This window comes from Ketobacter sp. GenoA1 (assembly GCF_003671475.1).
Taxonomy (GTDB): Bacteria; Pseudomonadota; Gammaproteobacteria; order Pseudomonadales; family Ketobacteraceae; genus Ketobacter.
On the sequence record NZ_RCHM01000023.1, the window covers coordinates 632437 to 654221 of the forward strand.

Here is a 21785-nt window from a genome sequence, read left to right on the forward strand (position 1 = left end):
CTCGTTAGTGTTGGTTGGGTGTGATCTCAAGCACACTTCCCTCTGCGTCTGCAGACACATAGAGCACACCATTTTTTCCACCGGTGATGTCGGCAAAGGGGCCCATGGGGCCGGACAGGACACCGATCGCATCAAGGAATTTGGGAACCACGCCGGGCGGCGCACCCACCGGCAAATCCGTTGCGATGACCTGCCGGCTGTTGCTGACCATATCGAATTGGATCAGCTCTTTGGCGCCGGTATCCACCACATACAGCATGTTATCGCGCACCAGAATACCTTGGGGTTTTTGCAGGTCATCCAACACGGTATCAACCCCACCCTGAGTTAGCCGAACCACCCTGCCGGCGTCTTCTTCTGATACCAGGCAATGGTCCTCGGAAAAGCAGACGCCACATGGGCCTTGCAGGTCGCGGGCAAGTGTTTCTGTCAGACCGGTATGAACGGAATGAATGCACCCGGTACCTTTCTCTGCAAATACCGCCACACCAGTGCTGGATACTGCGATGCCGTACAGTTGATCGTAGCCTTCGGCCAATACTTGGTGTTCCTGCTTGGCAGGAGACCAGTGCGCCACTTGTCCGTTTGCAGTAGTAACAATGTAGTCACCTGATCCAATACTGGTAACGCCACGGGTGTAACCAGGGAACCCCGGTGTGAACAACATACCGGCAGGTTGCAGTTCTCCCCCGGGTTGTAACCAGTAGGTAAACCCTCCATCGGCGACAAACAATAAACCATTGCTGTCCGTTGCGAGGCCAAGTGGCCAATTGAGACCATCCGGCACCAATGATTTTATTGTCCCATCACTCAATACTTCGTTGATTTGCCCGGAGATGCTGGAGACAAACAAGCGATCATTCACAAAAGTCAGGTTATCCAGGCCGGGAGCAATGGTGGCAAGTATGGTGCGCTCACCCGTTCGTGGATCTATGCGCAGCACCTGGCCACTGGCTACCTGCGTGGAAACAATAAACCCATCGGCATCAAACTTAACGGCATCAGGTACACCCAAATCCCGGGCCACCACTTCAGGAGAGCCCCCGTTGAGATCGACGCGCCAGATCTCATTAGTGCCCATGATGGGGATATAGAGCTTGCCATCCGGTCCCACTTCCATTGCATTGGGCAGGGGGACGTTTTCCAGAATGATTCGAGGTGTCCCGCCGTGCAGATCAAGCTCCATGATGCGGCCATCGGGGCGGCATTCACCGGCAAACAGGCGCCCCTGGTACAGCGTAATGGGATTGGCGCAAGGCAGGTTGCCGCATACCACCTGGCTCTGTCCGTTTGCTGTCAGCATGCTGACTCGCCCGGCCGTTATCTCGGTGGCAAAGATGTTGCCCTGCGCATCGAAAACAAGGTCATCGGGGGCGATGATAGCGCCCCCTTTGGGGCTGATGGTTTCAATGCCCCCACCGTTTAAATCAATGGCGCTGATTTGGCTGCCGGAGACCTGGGCCACATAGATGCGCCCATCCGGACCGGTGCGAATACCATTGGCACCAAACAGACGGCTGGGTTGTGTGACGCGTTTGAGCGTCCAGCCGGCCGCCACCTGGGCCGCTCCCGAGTAGGCGTAACGTCCCGCGTATGAAGCCATCTGCTGCGAAGTCATCTGGTGTTTTTCCTCTGGTTCTTATTGGTATGGCGGACCGCTCAAATTTTCAAACTGGAATACGTAATAGTCTTCAATTGTACGCTAATAATCAACACTTGTGTTCATTAAAGGTGTGATGATATCGTATCTATGCTGAGTTTAATAACGAAAAAAGTTATCTTCGTAATTTGATCGAAAGTCTCCTTGGTTATTTTAAAATCTTTATAATCAGTGTGTTATGGGGTCATTTGGTGCCCATTCTTTACACCAAGAGGTCAATTTAATTATGCATTCCCAGGAACAGTCAGGGCGTCGATATATAGCGGGTAGATCAATTCGTTGGGATAAGAAGCATGCGGCACTCGCCTACGCCAAAGGTTACTGGGGGCATGAAACGCTGGCACACAGGTTAAAGCACCATGCCGAGAATGACCCGGAACGTATTCTGCTTATTGACGGGGACGTGCATCTGGATGCCGCTACCCTGTACTCCAAATCCTGCGCATTGGCGCAGGTGATGTGGGCACGTTTTCCTGAGGGCAGTGTGATTTCCTTCATGTTGCCTAACTGGCATGAAGCAGCGGTGATCTACATGGCCGCCACCATGGCCGGTATGGTGGCACACCCTATTCTGCCATCCTTGCGGGCGCATGATCTGCGCTTCATGCTGGGTGACGTTGAATCCCGCATGATATTTATTCCAGATCAGTTTCGTAACCATGATTACGCAGGGATGCTGGAACAGGTCATTGCAGCATTAGATCAACAGCAATCTCTGGTGCCTGAAGTTGTTGTGGTGCGGGGTAGTCATCATAGCTTCACCGGTTTTGAAGATTTGTATCAAGGCTCTGCAGGACAAAATCATAGCAATGGGGCGCTCCCCGATACTGATGCCAATGCGGTGCGAATGATTATGTACACATCGGGTACCACCGGTGACCCGAAAGGGGTGATGCACACCCATAATTCCATACGCGCTCTTATCACCCAAATTGGGGAACACTGGATGGTAGAGCCCGGGGACAAATTCCTGGTGGCATCCCCTATCAGTCACATCGGCGGTTCTATATATGCCTTTGAGTGCCCATTACTATTGGGTACCACCGCCGTTTTGATGGAACACTGGAATGCGGATCAGGGCGTGTCGTTATTGGTCTCTGAGCAGTGTACCCATTTTGCCGGCGCTACCCCCTTTCTGGTGCAGACTCTGGATGCTGCCAGGCGCATCCAGAGTCATTTACCTGACCTGAAGCTGTTTATCTGTGGTGGCGCTTCCGTGCCTGCCTCGTTAATCAGAGAGGCGGATGCCTATTTTGAACGGGCTGTGGTCACCCGGGTATACGGATCGACAGAGGTGCCGGTGATAACAGTAGGCGTGATTGGAGACGTAGATCACGCTGCTGAAACCGATGGGCAACCTGGTATCGCCGATGTGAAGCTGTCGGCAGATAGCGATCCAAACACAAACGCCGGAGAAGTGTTGGCAAAAGGCCCGCAGATGTTAGTGGGTTATGTTCATGCAAAGGATGAGGCAGGCGTTTTCGACGCAGAGGGATACTTTCGTACCGGTGATCTGGGCCGTTGGGTGGATGAGGCGTTTCTGGTGATTGTGGGGCGCGCAAAAGATATTATTATCCGTCACGGTGAAAATATTGCGCCCAAGGAAATTGAAGATTTACTGGTCACCCATCCTGACATTGCAGAGATCGCGATAGTGGGTTTACCCGATTCAAAAACCGGTGAACGCGCCTGTGCTGTTGTTGTTCCCAAGGGTACAGCGCGGCCCCAGTTGACGGACTTATCACGTCTGCTCACAGAACAAGGGGTTGCTAAGTTCAAGTTTCCCGAGCAGGTTGTTGTGTGGGATGCCTTGCCTAAAAATGACGCCGGTAAAGTACTAAAACACAAAATTCGCAACCTTCTTATTGCTGAACTGGCTGAAATCTAGCATGGCTATCAGTGAAAAAATGACAAAAAAAAGCCAGCTGGTGGCTGGCGTAAGGTGGGATAACCAAATCGGCAATGAAAGTGGTTGTACATTGTTCCCGGCGAATCATTAGATACCCCGGGAACAAAAATGTTTTACTGCAGCGAGCCTGATCGTTCCAATAGGTTTAATAGATTGCCACCCATCACTTTTTGTTGCTCTTCTTCGCTATAGGCGTCCAGGCGCTCTATGAACTGAAGTGGGCTTGCCACACCTTCAGGATGGGGGTAGTCACTACCAAACAGCACCTGATCTGCGCCCACAACGTCTTTCAGGCCATCCAGGGAATCTTCATAGAATGGTGCTACGAAGACGTTTTCCCTGAAACGTTGCACAGGATCGTATTTGAAATCCTGGGGAAATACCTTGTAGGCCTTCGCCATGGTTTTCAGTAGATCACTTACCCAGGCCGCGCCGTTCTCGATGGTGGCAACTTTGACATCCGGGAAGCGATCGAATACACCATGGCAGATCAACGCAGTGCAAGTATCCGCAATAACGCGGGCAGCGGGCTTCAGAATATGGCTGAAAGCTGAAGGCGCAAAAGGCCGGAACTCGTTGCCACCAATCCACATGCGAACAAAGCGATCATAACCACTATCGGATGCGTGCAGCGACACAAATATTTTAGATTCGTTCACGCGCGCCCAGAAGGGGTCGAACTCTTCGAAACCGGGTGAGCGTGATCCAGCGATACCGGGTACCGGTGCCGGACGCACCAAAACCGTTTTTGCGCCGTTCTCGATCGCCCACTCGAGTTCTTTTACGGCCCAATCGATATCCGCCAAGCTGATGACAGGGGCGGTGAATATACGATTGTCCAAATTGAATTTCCACTCCTCCAGCATCCACTGGTTAAGAGAATGCATGATGGCGCACATGGCTTTGATGTCATATTGCCCCATTCGCTCCTCAACCGCGGATACTAAAGTGGGAAACATCAGGGTTCCCGTTAGCCCTTGCTCATCAAGCTCCTTCAGGCGTTCCTCTCCCGTGCGCCATGAATTGGGGGGCGCAATGGGTTTGCCCATGCATTCACGCATGGTCATACCATCCGGGTTGTTGCCTGAAAACCAATCAACAAGTTTGCCCGGGGCCGCTACATGACCAAATGTGGGGTCGGGGATGTAATCTGAAATCTGACCACCGATGGCCAATTTGGTACGACCGTTTACCTGGACATAGGAAACGGCATTTCTGAACTTTTTGGGAAGGTGGCGCATCAGAGCTTCGGGCGGCTCATAGAAATGGTTGTCTGCATCGTATGTCGGATAGGGTAAGCCGGTCATAATTCTTCACCTTTAATTCATCTTTTTAGTGCTAGAAAGGTTACAGAAGGATATCTCTTTAGTCAACAACACTGTTGTATTATATAGAGATGCTTTGGATGTGTTCAGCGGCGTGTTTTGCCTGCGTCAGCCTGGATATCGGAACCGTATGATTGGTTGAGCAGGCCCATGAACCAGGCTGCACCGTATATTGATAAACATCAATGTTGATTAAATGCATCGGTTGTATAAGGTAGCGTTAGCGATGATCAGGACTGCTGGGTGGGCTATCTCGTTGATTCGTCTGACTTGCTGGTCTTTATTAAACATCACTGTTGACCAATTGGCGAGTGTCGGTTTAAGCTTGGGGATATGCTGAATCCGAATCTCTAATCAACAGGTCGTTAGCGTAAATCGACAGCTTGTAACGGGCTGCCTAATCAGAATCGGAACTTGAACGGACTTTTTTATCGATCACCAAGAATCGACATAATAGAGGTGTTGTGCACTATGAACGCTCAGTTGGAACCACTTTATTACGACCCATACGATATGGAGATTGACGCAAACCCTTATCCAGTCTGGAAAAGGATGCGTGACGAGGCACCACTGTATTACAACGAAGAACACGATTTCTACGCGCTGAGCCGCTACGAAGATGTCGCAAAGTGCTTGCGGGATCACGAAACATATAGCTCGGCCAAAGGCACAATAATGGAGTTGATTAAAGCCGATTTTGAAGCGCCTCCAGGTATGCTCATCTTCGAAGACCCGCCTATGCACGATATCCACCGGGATTTATTGCGCAAGGTCTTTACACCCCGTGCTATTGCCGAAGTTGAACCCAAGGTACGGGAGTTTACAACACAGGTTCTGGATCCGCTGGTCGGTACTGGGGGATTTGATTTCATCAAGGATCTTGGCCAGGAAATGCCGATGCGCACCATAGGGATGTTGCTGGGTATTCCGGAAGCGGACCAGACCAAGTTCCGAGATTATTCACTGGAAGGGCTGGACCTTGACGAAGGCGGCCTGGCCAGGAACCTGCAGTTTCGCTTTAACAATCAGGATGGATCTCCCGTTGAAGTGAATGAGCTGTTTGGCCAGTATCTGGATTGGCGTGAACAAAACCCGTCAGATGATTTAATGACAAAGTTGCTCACCATCGAGTTTGAGGATGAGCAGGGGGAAAATCGTCGCCTGAGCCGTGAAGAGATTCTCGGCTACGTGCGGTTACTGGCTGGTGCCGGAAACGAAACCACCACACGCTTGATTGGATGGACGGGTAAAGTCCTCGCTGATCATCCGGAGCAGTTGGCGGAACTGGCTAAAGACCCAAGTCTCATCAATAATGCAATTGATGAAATCCTGCGATTTGAACCACCCTCCCCTGTTCAGGCCCGTTATGTTACCCGTGATGTGGAACATTATGGACAGGTTGTGCCTAAAGGTAGTGTAATGCTATTGCTCAACGCTTCCGCTAATCGGGATGAACGCAAGTACGACGATCCGGATAAGTTCGATATTCGCCGCAAGATTGATCAAACGCTCACGTTTGGCCATGGCATTCATTTTTGTCTGGGTAGCCATCTGGCCAAACTTGAAGGCCGTGTTGCGTTGCAAGAAGTATTGAAAAGATTCCCACGCTGGCGGGTGGATTGGGATAGAGCAAAGCAAGCTCGTACATCCACTGTGCGAGGCTGGGATACCCTGCCGGTATTAACCGATTAACCGGTATTAATCGAATCAAAGTAATTGGGCATACAGTCAACTTGGTATCAAGGAAAAAAGTGGTCGTCGGTAATATGACCACTTTTTTTTGCTTTATCTGTGGTGGTGAATGATCTGTGGTGGTGAATGCATGCGCGACCAGCAGGCGTGGCTAATGAGTTGATGAGATAAAAATTAATTTACTTTCGATACAGTGATGAATGCCGTTGAAACTAAAAACACAATTTTTTGTTTCAACGGCACATGTCCGATTATTTGGCGACGGGTGTGCCTGTGAATGGAATCTTGGTCATAACTGCATTGACCTGGCCAGTCATATTATTGTTTTCGTCCAGGGTGGCGCTGTAGGTAACAGTAAGTTTAACTGGAGAGGTGACTTTGCTTTTCCAGGTGAGAGTTTCACCATCATACTTGCCGGCTTCAATTTCCTGTGTGCCAAACTTTTCGTTGGCAATGGTGCCAGTCAGCTTGTCACCTTCGGATTTCAACGTTACAACGCTTTCCTGAACGCCGTTAGGTGCTTTTAAAATTAAATTCCACGCGCAATCGATAGAAGCTGCTGTAGTAGACATGATTTCCTCCACAATATTTTTTGTTTTTCACCTGATTCTAAATTGCTTTTGCAAGTTTGTCTTGCGTGACTAAGCATAACAATATGCTTTGATAACTATACACTTGAGCGCGGTGTTAAACCATATAAAACGCTATAAAACGCGGTAATTCCAGCGTATATTCATTGTTATAATGCAGTTTGTTCTCTATGTTGAATGATGAGAATGAAACGCGGTATGACATCTGTTTTGCCCACGATCATGCCCAGTTATTACGGTGTGCTATCGGCCCTTGAAATGCCCCGTGCGTCGCTCGCTTACCGCCTTGACTCCCTCTGCAAAGTCTTCGGTATGCTGAAGTTTTAATTGTTCTTGATGTTCGCGCTGAATTGCTGATTCAACCTGTTGGAGAAGATCGCTTTTTAGTGTCGCTCGGGTAGCCAGCAGCGACAGGGGTGCATTGATCGCGATATCCCGGGCGAATGCCAAGGCATCCTCCTGGAGTTGCTCAGCACTTGTGATTGTATCGATCAGGCCCCAGGCGAGTGCCGTATCGGCTTTGTAGCGCTTGGCAGTCATCATGACCTGGCTTGCTCGCTGTTTGCCGATCAGTGCCGGTAACGTATGGGTAAGTCCAAACCCTGGATGAAAACCCAGTGCCACGAAATTGGCGCAAAACCTGGCACTGTTGCTGGCGATTCTGAAATCGGCTGCCACGGCCAGACCCAGGCCGGCACCAATGGCCGCGCCTTGGACCACCGCGATGATGGGTTTCCGGGTTGCGTAAATCCGTAGCACCTGGTCATAAAATTCCCGCAAAGGGTCATCACTACTGGCACCGAAACCGTTGTCTGACACCAGGTCAGCACCGGCACAGAATACCTTTCCTTCAGCCTTGAGTAATACCACGCGAGTGTCGTGATCTTGATCCAGCTGTTCCAGTGCATCGGCGATGTCGCGGATCAGTTGCACGGTTGCAAAGTTAAAAGGTGGATTGCTGAACTGGATAGTGGCGAGATTCAGTTCAGGTCGTTTTTCTATTTCAACGCTCATTACACACTCCGGGGTGGTGTTAGTTTCAGGCATTATGCCTGTTGTATAGCTAACTTATCCACCGTCGGGTTGTAGCTGAGCGTAAGCAGAGCGAAGGCGCTTGCCCCCATCATCAGCGCAGTTGCAACCAAAAATGGGACGTAGCTGCCGTACTGGTCATAGATAAATCCGGCTCCAAGTGGGCCGAATGCGGTACCCAATGATAGCGCCATGACCAACGCGCCATATAATGCGCCGAAATTCTTGAGGCCAAAGTATTTCGCTGCAAGGTAGGCAATGACATCCACTTCGGAGCCGAGGGTAAGGCCAAATATCGCTGCCGCTACGGCTTGGCTGACCGGGTTTGAGCCATCATAGATTAATAACAGGCAGGCGAAGATCGGGATGATGAAGGCGAATGCACCCACGAGGTGGCTGGGCAGTCGATCAAGCAGGAAACCGGTGCCGAGCCTTCCCACAATTGAAAATATGCCAATGAGCGATGCCACCCCGGCGGCCGACAACGGATCTGCCCCACTGTCCTTTAATATGGGAACAAAGTGCACCACAATACCGATGGCGGTAAAAGCAAAAAAACCTCCAGCCATAAGCAACTTGTAGAGTGCAGGAGAACGGACACCTTGCGCTATGGTCAAGCCTTCAAGTTCGTCTTTGTTGACTTCCGCAATGCTGGATTTGCTACTTTGGTCTTGGGCTCCCCGGAAGCAGAAATACATGAAGGGTAAGGTGATGACTGCCCAGATGCCGGACATTGCCATATAGGAGGTGCGCCAATCATATAGCTCAATGAGCCAGGTGGCGAGTATGGGAAATATGGTGGCGGCTACGGAAGCCCCTGACAAAGTAATGGCCAGCGCCAGGCCGCGGGACGCAGAGAACCGGCTGTTGACGGCGCTGGTCCACACTGTGGCCTGCACAAACAGGGTGGAGAATGCAAGCAGACACCAAAGAAAGATCCAGTTGCTTTGGCTGCCGGTGGCGGTGCCCAATAGAGCCACACAGCCACACATGAGTATTACCCCGGTTATGCCCACTGGCCTTGGCCCCACGCGATCAACCAGCATGCCGATTGGAATGCAAAAAAGCGCACTTAGAAATGCAGCAATGGTAATGCCGGAAGAGATCTGTGCACGCGACCAGCCGAATTCCTGCTGTATGGGCTCGATGTATGGCCCCATAGAATAAACGTACATGACCGCGGTCGCGTAGCCAAAAGACGCAGCCAAGGGTAAGTACCAAAATCGCCGCCACTCATCCATTGCTCCAACCGATCCCGCCATAGATTACCTCTGCTTATTATTCTGCTTGTTTGGGTTTGACCTTGTGATACCCGGAAAGACAACTTATCTATTGGTACAAGATATTATGAGTTCTATAAGCGCCCTGTCTGCGCTATTCTGATACATATAATGTACATCAGTGTTGAGCAATAATAAACTTGCCAGATGGTAACATTCCAGCTGAGCATTGTTAAATCCGTGTAGTGGTGCAGTGATAAACAAACGGAGGGTTGGCGTATTGAAGCAAGGCAAATAGAGTTAGGGAGATAACAGATGACCGAGAAGCTCTTTTCGTTTCATGATGGGAATTATCTGGAGTGCCAGAACGCCTTTCGTGGCAAGAACAACCAGGAATACTACCTGGCTGATTACAAAATCGATGGTGAATCAGATATCGATGTGCAAGCAGATAAGAAGGCGGTGGGCGCCTGTTCAATTATCCGTTTGCGGTCAAAATCTCGGCTCTTCTTCCGCCGTTCATGGTCGCACATACAGCAAGACGCAACGGACGTAACGGTGTTCTGGTTTGTGAAACGCGGTAGCGTATGCGTCACCCATTCCACCGGGGTCAATGTGGCTAACGAAGGTGAATTCGGCATCACCCGTTCCATGTTACCTTTTAGCTTGGAGTGCTGTAGAGATGGAAGTGGTATGCACGAGCTACTTCATGTGGTGGTTCCTTCTCATGTATTTCGCCGATTTATTCCAGCTGATATCTGTAGCGGCTTCAGCACGCCAATGAGGCGTCGCGAATTCAGAATTGCGGAGAGCATGTTTACGGAGCTGCTTGATGATACTGAAGCGCTCACTGAGCGGGTGGAGAAGCTGATGATTGACGGCGCAATGTCCATCATGAGCGAAGGCATCAGACAGTGTGATAACGCCCTGCTTGAGCGTGTTTCCTTATCTCAGAAGCGACGTCAGGAAGTGCTTCGTTATATCGAAATACATTTTTCAGATCCCAACATCAATGCCGAAATGGTTGCACAAGGTTGTGGTATATCACGGCGATACTTGTCTCACCTGTTGCAAACCGAGGGTACGTCATTACCCAATTTGATCTGGGAGTGGCGCCTTAAAACTGCTCACCGCTGGCTGTCTTCGGATGTGGGCAACGATATCTCCATCGCTGAAATTGCTTTTCGGATTGGTTTTAAGAGCCCGGCACATTTCAGCAGGCTTTTCAAAAAAGTATACAAAGTCACGCCCCGGGAATTCAGGGCTCATCGAGGTTGAGATACTGGTGGCCGCTACTGATTAATGAGCGGGCTGTGACTGCAGGGAGCCCAGCCGCAGTAAATTGATTGCACCAAGCAATACCAGTGTGCCACCCAACAACAGGAATCCGGTAAAGCTGTCGGTTAACGAGAGCATGTAGCTGAGCAGGCCTGAGCCAAGACCAATTGAGAGCCCCACTGCGGTGGTCAGCAACCCCATCACCGAGCTGTAAATATGCATGGGAAAATAGCACGCGGTCACATAGGCAAGAATATCGGCCTCTGCGCCGAACGAAAGTCCGATGAGTATAATAGCCATGCCGAGTATAGCAATCTGGGTGGCGTCCGTTGCCAGAATGTAGCTGCCAATACAGGGTAAGCCCATACCAATGGCAGATACGATATGTGTCGGCCATTGGTCTAATGCAATTCCTGCGATAATTCTACCCAATATAACCCCTATAGCGAATACCGAGACCATATATCCGGCTTGAGCCCCGCTGACACCATGATCCGCCAGCATGATTTTCACTTGTGAGGTGGCCAGCGCATGAGTCAGGCTGCAGAGAAACGCACTTAGGGCGATTATCCGAAAAGCAGGATTGACAAAGATGGCCCGGTAATCCTTGCGTGCGCTGTAGGCGGGTGCTCCGGCTCGGGGATTTTTCCTTGTGGGTAAAAACAGCAAAGCAAGTATTCCAAACAGCGCCGTGAAAGCAGCCATGGTATGCAATCCGGATCGCCAGCCATATGCATCAATGTGGGTTGTTAACAATGGGCTGGCGACAGCACCGGTAATGGCTGGTCCGGCGGCGCAGATTGCCAATGCCAGACCCCGACGCCGGGAAAACCTTTCTGCCACCACCCGGCAATAAACGGTTGCCGTGGTCGATGCGCAAAAGATCACTTGCAGAAAATGAATGGCGTAAAGCACGCGGACATCGCCTGTCATCCAGCTCATTAGTACAAAGCTGATTGGATAAAACAGAATACCCAGAAGTGCAACATTGCGAACACCAAACAGGTCGGCCATGCGGCCGATAACAGGAATCCACAATACCGTTATGATTGAGATGGCACCATTGAGGGCGAAATCTGCTTTACTCCAACCAAATGCATCCAGCAGATATGGGCCGAAGATATTATTAATATAGGCGTTCAACCCCAGCCCCGAGCTCATTCCCGCGGTTGCTGCCAGTAGCGCAGTCCAGCTGGATTTGAACTCGTTTGAATTTGTCATCATGCCCTATTCCTGTTGCTGACCGCAGCGCTGTCCGAGCTGGTGAGGTGTACAGTAAACCAGCTTTTATTAAACATCAATGTTGTGTAATAATAAACAGGTAAATAGCAACCAGGCGGTTTCACTCACAGCCGCTATGGCATTCTATTGATTTGCCACCCGGAACCAGACACACCAGTGAATAGAACCCAAGTGGGCGCGTTTGCACCACTTAGATACCGCAACTTCCGTAACATCTGGACCGCCAGTGTTGTCTCTCATTTCGGGCATCTTATCCTGGGTGTGGGTGTTGCCTGGGAAATGACAAGGTTAACCGATTCACCCACCATGGTTGCGTTGACTCAAACAGCGTTAATGCTACCTTACATGCTGGTTGCACTGTTGGCAGGTGCCATGGCCGATATGTTTGACCGGCGCAGAATCGCTTTGATATCTCTCGGCTTTTCGATTATTACATCACTCACCTTAAGCGCCCTTGCCTTCTCTGATATTGCCACACCCTGGATGTTGCTGGCGTTTACCGTGATGATTGGTTGTGGCGTTGCGTTTTATTCCCCATCCTGGCAGGCATCAATACCGGAGCAGGTGCCGATCCAGGCTTTGCCAGCTGCTATAGGATTAGGCACGGTGGCCTACAACGTCGCGCGCAGTGTCGGCCCGGCTCTCGGTGGCATTATTGTGATGGCATTTGGAGCCAACTATGCGTTCGCTGTGAATTCTATCCTCTACATTCCTTTATTTATTGCATTCTTTTTTTGGCGCCGTGCCGTCATTCCTTCACGTTTACCACCTGAAAGAATCGGGCGGGCTTTGGTGTCAGGTTTGCGGTATGCCAAGCACTCCTCCCCTATTAAACGCGCACTGGCGCGTACCGGTGTCATGTGTATTTGCATAGCCTCCGCCAATGCCCTGGCGCCTTTGATCGCTAAGGATGTACTTGGCGCTGGCCCCGATGTCTATGGCTTGCTGCTCGGTGTGAGTGGCGTTGGTGCGGTGCTGGCAGGGTTGGCAGTTAGCGCTGTGCGTCGACATAGTGCTACGGAAAATTCACTGAGATGGCTTGCATGCATCGGTGCCGGCGCTTTGTTTTGCGTTGGTTTGAGCCAGAGCTTGATCCTGACCTGTATCGCATTGTTCGTTGCCAGTGGCGCGAGTATCCTTGTGGTGTCTATTCTGAATATTACTATACAGCTATCAACACCGCGCTGGGTGGTGGCTCGTGCCTTATCCATGTTCCAGACCTGTACCGCCGGAGGCATCGCCATGGGGGCCTGGTGGTGGGGTGAATTTGCTGCTCACTATTCTGTGCAGTTCGCTATGCTGGGGTCTGCAGGGGCATTGTTGGTTACTGTTCTGTTGGGTATGTTGATACCTATCCCAAAGGATATCAGCGAAGCGATTGAGCCAATTAAGATACCGAATGAACCCAAACCTACGTTGAAGCTGTCCTTGCGCTCAGGCCCGATTGCGTTGGAGTTGGATTACGATGTTAATCCTGAACAGGCAAGGCTTTTTTACAATGCAATGCTGGATATGCAACAGGTGCGGTTACGCAATGGTGGCTACGATTGGTCATTGGCCCGGGATATAGAAAACCCTGCACTATGGACCGAGCGGTTTCATTGCCCGACCTGGGGTGACTATTTACGCATGCGATCCAGATACACCACAACTGATCTGGATGTACATGCAAAGGTGAAAGCGTTTGACCGGCAGAGTGGCCACTACAAGATACGCAGAAAACTGGAGCGACCAATTGGATCAGTGCGATGGCAGGCGGAAACCCTGGATGCAAAGCAGGAGCCCTTGGATTACGCAGGCCCCTGAGATATAGGGGCCGAAGTTACGCTTTCAGGCTCAGTTGACCGATTCCGGTGTTTCATCCTGGCTGGCCGCTTGATCCGCCGCGGATTCTGTCATGGTCCGGTTCGAGGCGGATTCCTGATGATGCCAGGTTTTGTTGGCCAATACCATGAGCGCTGGCGCCACCAGATAAGAAGCCAGTAAGGCCAACATAATACAGACTGCGGTGATGATTCCAAAGCTGGCCATAATAGTCATTTGTGCTGTGATGTAGACAAGAAAACCCAGGCTCAATACAACCGACGTTATCAGCATCGCCCGCCCGGTTGATTGCAAAGTGCGTTCTATGGCATATGCAGGATCCCCTGTTTTTAGATACAGTCTGCGGAAACCATGCATAAAATGTATGTTGTCATCAACGGTTAAACCGATTGCGATGGAGCCGATCAACATTGTCAGCATATCCAAACGTACACCCAGAAGTTGCATGGCAGCCAGTACCGTCAATATAGGCAGTAGTGAGGGAATCATGCTGAGTAATCCGAGTTTCAGGTTGCCGATCAGCAAAATCATCATAAAGGTAATGGAGATGGCAGCAAGTCCATAACTTTCGGCCGTGGAAACCAACATTTTGGCAAAGGTTACACCCATAATGGGGGTCACCCCAGTGAATGAAAAACTGACGTTGTACGGGTCAAGTGCCTCTTTCAATCGGTTTTCCAGCTTGGTTAGTAGCGCTTGCATGTGCACGCCGTCGAACCAGGTGGAGGTGACAGTGAGACGCGCTATCCGGAAGTCTTTATCAACCACATTATACAGGTCGTCCGGCTCATCCATTTCCACTAAGAACAATTCTTGGCTTATCAGGTTGGGATCATTCGGAATGGAGTAATGCGCTTCATCATTATCATGTAACGCTCGATTGGTTTCTTTTATGATGTTGGTAACGCTGATTGCTTTGGCAATGTTGTAATCAGCGGTATCCCAGTCCACCACCTCCTGTTGAAATTGATCGACGGCCCGCAGAAATCCGGGATTGAGGATGCCCCGGTCAGTTCCCGTATCCAACACGATTTCAATGCTGGTGGTTGACCCCATTTTTTCCTCGTACTTCTTGATGGCAATGGTGTATGGGTTGTCTGGGGGCAACCAGGACAAGGGATAGTGGCTGAACTTGAGTTGGCTGGCAATCACTATGCTTCCCACCAATAGAAAAACACCGGTTATAACTATCGGTTTGGCGAAACGCACTGAGGTGCGGGCACACCACCCCAAAAAACGGTGCATGATTTTGTTTTCATCCTGGTGCAGGCGCCTGCGTTTTATGGGGGCCAGGGCAATCAGGCAGGGTAAGATGGTTACCGATAGCAAAAATGCCACCAACGATCCGAGAGCCCCATAAATACCCAGCGCGGACACCATGGTGAGATCGGAGGTTGCAAATGACATCAAACCTGCCGCTGTGGTGATGCTGGTGAACAACATAGCTAATCCGGTGTGCCCGAGGGCTTTGGCCAGTGCGTGGATTTTCTCGTCACCCTCATCATATTGTCGATAAAATATGGTCAACAAGTGAATGCTGTCACCGACACACACTGCCAGCAGAAAGGCCGGTAGAATCGACGTGCTGACCTGGATGGGTGTGCCGAAAATGGCCATCAGGCTCATGGTAACGGTGACACCGAACAGCATGATTACCAGTGGTAGCGCAACGCCTGATATCCGCTTGAAAATCAATAGCAAAACGATACCGATAATCAGGTTCGCCAATCCGGCCAATACTATAAAATCCAGGCGGGTCAGTTCCGAAAGTTCAAGAGAGATCGGCATGCCTCCGGTGAGGTCTATCGGGGTCGCCATGGATTGGCTGTATTGCTCCGCTATGCTTGATAATTTTTCATAAGCAAGCAGCATGTCAGCCTCTTCCAGGTAGCGTCGTTGCAACTCACCATTATTGTCTTTTTCATAGTTAAATGAATTAAGCCGCACAATCAGTGCGACCATCTTTCCGTCTTCTGAGATTAGAAAGTTCTTATAGTTTTCGCTGTTGAGGGCATATTCTTTCAGTTTTGCGATCTCATCAGGATCTGTGGGCAGTACTTCAGGCAATAGCTCATCCACGTAGAGCGTGTCGTCTTTGCCATGGGTATGGCGTGCATTGGCGAGGGAATCAACCGTGGCGATGTAAGGCACTTCATCCATCAATTGCTGATGTAGCGCGTGTAACTGAGTGGCAAATTCCTGGGTGTATGGGTCTTTGGTCTCTACAGTTATGACGAAGGTTTCATCCCGGCCAAAGATCTCCTTGAAATCCACGTAAGATTGAATCACCTTTGAATCTTTAGGCAAAAACCCTTCGATGCTACTGTCTTGCTTGAGGTGACCCAGTTGGGAAGCCAGCATGCCAATAATCAGCAGGCATCCCAGCAACCAGCGCCACGGGTGATTGCCCACAATCAACCCCATCTGCTCGAATCCGTCTTCGACCTTAGATTTCCAGTTGGCTTTTTTTGAATTCATTTTATTATGGCCTGTATGTTACTGTGCGGTTTGCTTTTATCTTGTGCTGGTTTTGAGGCATTCAATTTACTTGCTTTCAGTGTCCCTATGGTACTGCGTACCAGAAGCCACCTCTTTACTCAAACAGTTTTCGTAAAGACGGCTGGTGCACTTTATAAGATGCCGTTCTTGGAAGCTCGGAAACAAAGCGCCATTTCACCGGTATGTGGGTGGCGTTCAGGTGGCCTCTGAGGTGTTCTTCCAGTGCATGGATGCTGGGTTCTGCGGCTTTGGATTTAAGCTCCAAGGCGGCGGCCGGCACCTGACCAAGCCGATGGTCGGGAATGCCGATTACCCCAGCGGCTGCTATGGAGGGATGTAATAGTAACGCCTTTTCAATGGTTTCCGGCAACACCTTGAAACCCCCGCGCATAATGGCACCATCATTGCGTCCACACAGAAACAGGAACCCATCTTCATCGATGTAACCAAGGTCGGCGGTTCGAATCCAATGAGCCCCCATGCGGGGCGAAACCACTTCCAGTACCCCCACCCCACCTGCATCCAGCAACGCGCCGGTATCTGGATCGACGATTCTGATCTTCGCCCCCGTCATGGGTAGCCCGACGCTACCGGGTTTTTTCTGTCCCCAACGGGCGTATATTTCAGGAGTCATGCTGACCACAGGGCCACCAAACTCCGTTGCACCATAGGCAATGAGGATGGGCACCCCGTAGCGCTCCTCAAAAGCTTTCTGGACACCTGGATCCAATGGCGCAGACCCTGAGCCAATCATCTTCAAACAGGCAAAGTCTTCCTTCGGTAAATCTGCTTCCAGCACCATTTGTACCGCTGCCGGTGGCAATCCAGCCGCCTGGGGGCGATAGCGTTTCAGGTGATCATGCCAGCCGGACACGCAGAATCGATCGAGCAAAACACCTTTTTGTCCACGCAGCAACGGTGCGATGATGGAATGCAACCCGGTGATGTTTCCCACCGGGAAATACATCAGGATCGGAGGCAGCTGCTCTGGGTCTAACCCCTCTGAGGACGGCGTGCGCCTGCCTCCCACAATATGTTCAGCGACTGTATTGTAATCCAGTGCAAACGGTTTTGGTGCCCCGGTGGTGCCGCTGGTAAGAATCTCGATGGCCGGTGCACTTACCCGGCTGGCTTCGATTGCAGCGTGCTCAAGCCCGGGTACCATACGGGCGTTCAGGGGCGCGCGTTTATCGCCATCGAAGAGCGCAATGCCGGCGATGCCCTTTATCTGCATCCTATGCTGGAGTTCGGTGTTGAAGGTTTCCTCAGCCGCAATAACCACCGAGGGTCTGACCCGTTCCAGTTCCCGTATCAGGGAGGCGGCAGACTGAAAGGGGTAGACCATCCGAAAGGCATAGCCTTGGGCGATTAATCCCAGGTAAGCCGCCAAGGCAGACGGCCTGTTCTTGGCGATCAGAACAAGCTTTGAATCGGCCTCAGCGCCGCTTTCCCGAATCAGGTCGTTGACCTGGTTGGCAACCTGGTTGAATTCACCCCAACTAAACCAGCGTCGTTCGTACTCAATGGCTGGTTGATGGTGTGGACGACTAAGCACTTTGGTACTGAGCTGTTGTAGGCCGTTGGTACCCATATCTTATCGCTTCCGGTAAAACAGCCTTGAAGGCCGCCTCAACTCAAACCTACAACGGGGATTCCCGCGCCATGCACTGCAGCGCTCAGGTCTGAGGCCAGGAAGCCCACCACATTGGCCAAATCTTCCGGTTTCACCCATTTACTATGATCAGCATCGGGCATCCCGTTTCGATTATTCGGCGTATCGATAACAGAAGGCATGATGCAATTGACATTAATATTCTTATCCCGCAACTCATCTGCCATGGTTTCGGTCAACCGCAGTACCGCGCTTTTCGATGCAATGTAGGCTCCCAGTTGGGCAACACCTTTTTGTGATGAGGCGGCCGAGACATTAATGATCTTGCCACCACCCTGCTTCAGCATGGCCGGCACTGTGGCCGCAGCAGTATTCACAATGGAGCGGGCGTTGAGATCGAGCAAAAAGTTCCAAGTGGCATCGGTGGTTTCGTGCACCGCCTCGCCCATGATGAAGCCCCCTGCTATATTGGCCAACACATCGATGCGGCCGAATCGCCCTATTATCTGAGCAAACGCGTTGCTTGTTGATTCACGATTGGTTAGATCGCAGGACAACAGGATCTCCTTTTCCTCGTTGCTGTTCGGAAACGCTTTACTGAGCAGTTCATCGCTGTAGTCAATCAGGGCCAGCTTGGCATCCGCCTGGCGAAAGTAGTCTGCGATACTTTGACCGAGCCCCCCTGCTGCACCGGTAATGACCACGATTTTATCGGTATAGTTACTCATAATGACTGACTCCATAGGTAGGGCGTGTTTCAGGATTTAGGCTCTTTACCTGCCTGTTTTAATTTCTCCAGATCCACGAGAACCGGAAAGCCACATTGCGCTACCGCATTGCCATGGCCCAGGGAATGAATATCGAATACATTCTGGATGGCCGTATACTGCCCCATTACATCCAGGGTCTGGTTAACGGCGCGTTTTGCCATTGCCAGTCCAAACGCCGGCATTTTTGCGATCTGAAGCGCAAGCTCCATGGCGCTGGAATCCAGCTCAGCCAAGGGTACAACCCGATTCACCATACCCAGCTCCCGAGCTTCTTCTGCCGTGATTGTGGAAGCAGTGAACAGCATCTCTTTCGCTTTGCGGGGCCCGAACTCCCAGGTGTGGCCGTGGTATTCCACCCCTCCAATCCCCATCATCACAACCGGATCCCTAAACTTGGCATTGTCGGCCGCCAGGATCAGATCACAGGGCCAACATAACATCATTCCTGCTGCAATGCAGGATCCCTGAACCACCGCAATGGATGGCTTTGGTATGTCGCGCCACTTGCGGCTGAATCCAAGAAAATGCTTACGTTCATGCATGTATAATTTCATCATGCCTGCTTCAGCCTTGTCCTGCTCGAACTGAGCCTGAGCATTGCTGTTGGACATGTCGTGCCCGGCGGAAAAATGTTTACCGTTGGCACGCAAGATGATGACCTTAACCTGATCGTCTTCTGCGGCTTGGTCCCAGGCCTTATCCAGTTCAATCAATAATTCCCGGTTCTGTGCGTTGGCCTGTTCAGGTCGATTCAGGCTGATGACGGCGACCGGTCCCTCTACGGCGTAATCGATAGGGTTGCTTTCTTGGCTCATGATACTTGTCCTTGCAATGCATTGGGTTGCGGCGAATGTCGTTGTTGGTGTGGTTATTATCTTGGCTGCATGCGAATTGCACCGTCCAGGCGGACAGTCTCGGCGTTTAAGTAACGGTTGCGAATCATTTCCAGTGCCATGCTGGCGTACTCGTCAGGATGCCCCAGGCGGCGCGGATAAGGCACCATGGCGCCCAGCGCATCTTTCATTTCCTGAGGCGCCCTTGCCATGGCCGGAGTGTCGAAGATGCCGGGTTGAATCGTATTAACACGTATCGCTTCCCGTGCAAGATCACGGGCGATGGTCAGGGTCATACCCACTATACCCGCCTTTGCCGCAGAATACGCGGCCTGCCCCATCTGACCTTCCGAAGCCGCTGCCGAAGCGGTGTTTACAATAACGCCCCGCTCCCCGTCTGCCAGATCCAATGTCATCATTCCTGCAGCAGAGCGGGTGATACAGCGAAAGGTACCCACGGTATTCAAGCGCAAAACCCACTCGAACTGGTCCGTGGGAAACATTTTAATCTCGCCGGTTTTTTTGTCTCGACGCACCGTTGGAATGGCGTTGCCTCCACCGGCACAACAGACCAGCACTCTTTCCTGGCCATTGGCTTCGCGGGCGTGGGTAAATGCCTGATCGACGCTCTCATCAGACAGCACATCACATTCACAGAATACGGCACCGGTTTGCTCAGCCATTTGCATGCCAAGATCCTTGTTCATATCGAATATGGCAACCTTTACACCTTGTGCTCGCAGCGCCTGGACAGTGGCCAGGCCAAGCCCTGAAGCGCCACCCGTTACCACCGCCGCGAGCGTAGAATCGATCTTCATTGTATTGGTCCTTCGCTAAAAGCCTGCAGTCTAATGTTACAAAATACATAGTTAATTCAGAGCTTTATGTGCATGCCCTGTAATCATGGCGGCCATGGTGGCTGCGCCAAGTGATTATATACAACAGTGTTGTTGTTTAGTATTATACCTTGAAAATCTCGTATAAATCCAACGTCTTTATCGCTGGACACGCACTGCAGAGGAGCCGAAGAAATCCATGACTCAAGTAATGAAAGGCGTGAAAGTCCTTGAGGTTGCACAATTTACCTTTGTACCGGCAGCTGGCGCTATTCTGGCTGACTGGGGGGCTGATGTGATCAAAATCGAGCACCCGCTACGCGGCGATACCCAGCGTGGTTTTGTTAATATGGGGGGAATGAAAATCGACCCTCAGCGCAACACCATGATGGAGCACGCCAACCGCGGCAAGCGTAGTGTTGGCATCGATATTTCCAACCCTGAGGGGGTTGAGTTGCTGTATGAGATCGCCAAAACCGCGGATGTCTTTATTACCAATTATCTGCCCTTTCAACGCCAAAAGCTCAAGATCGATGTGGAGCACATTCGGGCAGTGAATCCAGATATTATCTATGCCCGTGGCAGCGCATACGGTGATAAAGGCCCGGAGCGGGACACCGGTGGTTTTGATGGTACCGCCTTTTGGTCCCGCAGCGGGGTTGGACATTCCATGTCGCCCGCCGAACTGGGTCAACCTCTGGCGCAGGGCATTGCGGCATTTGGCGATTCCATTGGCGGCATGAACATCGCCGGAGGGGTGGCCGCGGCACTGTTTCATCGCCTGCAAACCGGTGAAACCAGTGAGTTGGATGTATCGCTGCTCAGCACCGCCTGGTGGGCTGCCGGCTCTGCGGTGGATTTGTTTATTGAGAAAGGCGACATCGTGCGCAATCGCATGCCCCGTTCAGGTGGCAATCCGGGCAATCCATTTACCGGAAATTACTCCACCGCAGACGGCGGTACCATCAACCTCTGCATTATTACCCCGGGAGCCTACATCCGGGACACCTTTGCCCATCTGGGTATTCCGGAAGCCGCTGATGACGAGCGTTTTTCCACACCCGAGGCCTTGATGAAAAACTGGAGTGATGCCAGTGACCTCATCGCTGCTGCATTTGCCAGCCAGCCGTTCAATTATTGGCGCCAGCACCTTAAAACCATGAAAGGTCAATGGGCACCCATTCAGAGTTTGTTGGACCTTGCCAGTGATGAACAGGCGCTCGCCAATGATATGCTGTTTGAAGTTGAGTCGGTGGATGGAGGCGCTCCCATTAAGCTGGTGCGCGGCCCTGTGCAGTTTAATCATCAATCTGTAACCAACACTCGGGCACCTCAGGCCTCTGAGCACACGGAAACCTACCTGATGGAACTGGGCCTGGAGTGGGATCGTATCGAGCAACTGAAGTCCAAGGGTGCCATTGCCTGATGCCCGGTGGTGCAGGATCAACATAACTATAACGAGA

16 protein-coding genes are annotated in these 21785 nt (G+C 51.3%); 5 read left to right on the top strand and 11 right to left on the bottom strand.

Annotated elements, in window-relative coordinates; all coding sequences use genetic code 11:
* Positions 1 to 4 precede the first annotated feature (4 nt).
* Positions 5 to 1618, bottom strand: coding sequence for an SMP-30/gluconolactonase/LRE family protein (locus D9N13_RS11435; RefSeq protein ID WP_290589675.1), 1614 nt, complete (start codon positions 1616 to 1618; stop codon positions 5 to 7).
* A 268-nt stretch (positions 1619 to 1886) separates the two neighbouring features.
* On the opposite strand from D9N13_RS11435, the gene D9N13_RS11440 reads away from it, so the two are divergent.
* Positions 1887 to 3548: an AMP-binding protein gene (locus D9N13_RS11440; protein WP_290589678.1), complete on the top strand. Its 1662-nt coding sequence runs from the start codon at positions 1887 to 1889 to the stop codon at positions 3546 to 3548.
* 134 nt (positions 3549 to 3682) lie between these two features.
* On the opposite strand, the gene D9N13_RS11445 is transcribed toward D9N13_RS11440, so the two are convergent.
* Positions 3683 to 4876, bottom strand: coding sequence for an amidohydrolase family protein (locus tag D9N13_RS11445; protein WP_290589681.1), 1194 nt, complete (start codon positions 4874 to 4876; stop codon positions 3683 to 3685).
* A gap of 432 nt (positions 4877 to 5308) precedes the next feature.
* Between D9N13_RS11445 and D9N13_RS11450 the strand changes: the two genes are divergently transcribed.
* On the top strand, positions 5309 to 6586 hold the full coding sequence (locus D9N13_RS11450) for a cytochrome P450 (RefSeq protein WP_290589683.1): 1278 nt from the start codon (positions 5309 to 5311) through the stop codon (positions 6584 to 6586).
* A gap of 251 nt (positions 6587 to 6837) precedes the next feature.
* Here D9N13_RS11450 and D9N13_RS11455 read toward each other — a convergent pair whose 3' ends face one another.
* The 3 genes from D9N13_RS11455 to D9N13_RS11465 all read right to left on the bottom strand — a co-directional run bounded on the left by D9N13_RS11455 (position 6838) and on the right by D9N13_RS11465 (position 9470).
* Positions 6838 to 7158 carry a hypothetical protein gene (locus tag D9N13_RS11455; protein ID WP_290589686.1) on the bottom strand — a complete coding sequence of 107 codons (321 nt, stop codon included), beginning with the start codon at positions 7156 to 7158 and terminating at the stop codon, positions 6838 to 6840.
* A 261-nt stretch (positions 7159 to 7419) separates the two neighbouring features.
* Positions 7420 to 8190 (bottom strand): enoyl-CoA hydratase/isomerase family protein, encoded by a 771-nt coding sequence (locus tag D9N13_RS11460; RefSeq protein WP_290589689.1) that lies wholly within the window; start codon positions 8188 to 8190, stop codon positions 7420 to 7422.
* A 32-nt stretch (positions 8191 to 8222) separates the two neighbouring features.
* The gene (locus tag D9N13_RS11465) at positions 8223 to 9470 is read right to left on the bottom strand and encodes an MFS transporter (RefSeq protein ID WP_290589692.1); all 1248 of its coding nucleotides are present in this window, start codon (positions 9468 to 9470) and stop codon (positions 8223 to 8225) included.
* A gap of 273 nt (positions 9471 to 9743) precedes the next feature.
* Between D9N13_RS11465 and D9N13_RS11470 the strand changes: the two genes are divergently transcribed.
* On the top strand, positions 9744 to 10706 hold the full coding sequence (locus D9N13_RS11470; RefSeq protein ID WP_290589695.1) for a helix-turn-helix transcriptional regulator: 963 nt from the start codon (positions 9744 to 9746) through the stop codon (positions 10704 to 10706).
* 21 nt (positions 10707 to 10727) lie between these two features.
* On the opposite strand, the gene D9N13_RS11475 is transcribed toward D9N13_RS11470, so the two are convergent.
* A complete protein-coding gene (locus tag D9N13_RS11475; RefSeq protein ID WP_290589698.1) occupies positions 10728 to 11930 on the bottom strand; it encodes an MFS transporter in 1203 nt (400 codons plus the stop codon).
* A gap of 174 nt (positions 11931 to 12104) precedes the next feature.
* On the opposite strand from D9N13_RS11475, the gene D9N13_RS11480 reads away from it, so the two are divergent.
* Positions 12105 to 13754 (top strand): MFS transporter, encoded by a 1650-nt coding sequence (locus tag D9N13_RS11480; protein WP_290589701.1) that lies wholly within the window; start codon positions 12105 to 12107, stop codon positions 13752 to 13754.
* A gap of 30 nt (positions 13755 to 13784) precedes the next feature.
* On the opposite strand, the gene D9N13_RS11485 is transcribed toward D9N13_RS11480, so the two are convergent.
* From D9N13_RS11485 to D9N13_RS11505, 5 genes are all read right to left on the bottom strand, one after another.
* Complete coding sequence (locus D9N13_RS11485; protein ID WP_290589704.1) at positions 13785 to 16250, bottom strand: efflux RND transporter permease subunit; 2466 nt, start codon at positions 16248 to 16250, stop codon at positions 13785 to 13787.
* A 115-nt stretch (positions 16251 to 16365) separates the two neighbouring features.
* On the bottom strand, positions 16366 to 17862 hold the full coding sequence (locus D9N13_RS11490; RefSeq protein WP_290589706.1) for a class I adenylate-forming enzyme family protein: 1497 nt from the start codon (positions 17860 to 17862) through the stop codon (positions 16366 to 16368).
* Between the two features lie 38 nt (positions 17863 to 17900).
* Positions 17901 to 18611, bottom strand: a complete 711-nt coding sequence (locus D9N13_RS11495) for an SDR family NAD(P)-dependent oxidoreductase (RefSeq protein WP_290589708.1) — start codon at positions 18609 to 18611, stop codon at positions 17901 to 17903.
* A 29-nt stretch (positions 18612 to 18640) separates the two neighbouring features.
* Entirely contained in the window at positions 18641 to 19468 is an 828-nt protein-coding gene (locus D9N13_RS11500; protein ID WP_290589711.1) for an enoyl-CoA hydratase, read from the bottom strand.
* 56 nt (positions 19469 to 19524) lie between these two features.
* Positions 19525 to 20304, bottom strand: coding sequence for an SDR family NAD(P)-dependent oxidoreductase (locus D9N13_RS11505; protein ID WP_290589714.1), 780 nt, complete (start codon positions 20302 to 20304; stop codon positions 19525 to 19527).
* 217 nt (positions 20305 to 20521) lie between these two features.
* Here D9N13_RS11505 and D9N13_RS11510 point away from each other — a divergent pair, with 217 nt between their 5' ends.
* A complete protein-coding gene (locus D9N13_RS11510; RefSeq protein WP_290589716.1) occupies positions 20522 to 21748 on the top strand; it encodes a CaiB/BaiF CoA transferase family protein in 1227 nt (408 codons plus the stop codon).
* Positions 21749 to 21785: the final 37 nt, after the last annotated feature.

Bases quoted from the DNA above. Each gene is read 5' to 3' on its own strand.
- D9N13_RS11435 (WP_290589675.1), bottom strand. From the start codon at position 1,618: ATGACTTCGCAGCAGATGGCTTCATACGCGGGACGTTACGCCTACTCG.
- D9N13_RS11440 (WP_290589678.1), top strand. From the start codon at position 1,887: ATGCATTCCCAGGAACAGTCAGGGCGTCGATATATAGCGGGTAGATCA.
- D9N13_RS11445 (WP_290589681.1), bottom strand. From the start codon at position 4,876: ATGACCGGCTTACCCTATCCGACATACGATGCAGACAACCATTTCTAT.
- D9N13_RS11455 (WP_290589686.1), bottom strand. From the start codon at position 7,158: ATGTCTACTACAGCAGCTTCTATCGATTGCGCGTGGAATTTAATTTTA.
- D9N13_RS11460 (WP_290589689.1), bottom strand. From the start codon at position 8,190: ATGAGCGTTGAAATAGAAAAACGACCTGAACTGAATCTCGCCACTATC.
- D9N13_RS11465 (WP_290589692.1), bottom strand. From the start codon at position 9,470: ATGGCGGGATCGGTTGGAGCAATGGATGAGTGGCGGCGATTTTGGTAC.
- D9N13_RS11470 (WP_290589695.1), top strand. From the start codon at position 9,744: ATGACCGAGAAGCTCTTTTCGTTTCATGATGGGAATTATCTGGAGTGC.
- D9N13_RS11475 (WP_290589698.1), bottom strand. From the start codon at position 11,930: ATGATGACAAATTCAAACGAGTTCAAATCCAGCTGGACTGCGCTACTG.
- D9N13_RS11485 (WP_290589704.1), bottom strand. From the start codon at position 16,250: ATGAATTCAAAAAAAGCCAACTGGAAATCTAAGGTCGAAGACGGATTC.
- D9N13_RS11490 (WP_290589706.1), bottom strand. From the start codon at position 17,862: ATGGGTACCAACGGCCTACAACAGCTCAGTACCAAAGTGCTTAGTCGT.
- D9N13_RS11495 (WP_290589708.1), bottom strand. From the start codon at position 18,611: ATGAGTAACTATACCGATAAAATCGTGGTCATTACCGGTGCAGCAGGG.
- D9N13_RS11500 (WP_290589711.1), bottom strand. From the start codon at position 19,468: ATGAGCCAAGAAAGCAACCCTATCGATTACGCCGTAGAGGGACCGGTC.
- D9N13_RS11505 (WP_290589714.1), bottom strand. From the start codon at position 20,304: ATGAAGATCGATTCTACGCTCGCGGCGGTGGTAACGGGTGGCGCTTCA.
- D9N13_RS11510 (WP_290589716.1), top strand. From the start codon at position 20,522: ATGACTCAAGTAATGAAAGGCGTGAAAGTCCTTGAGGTTGCACAATTT.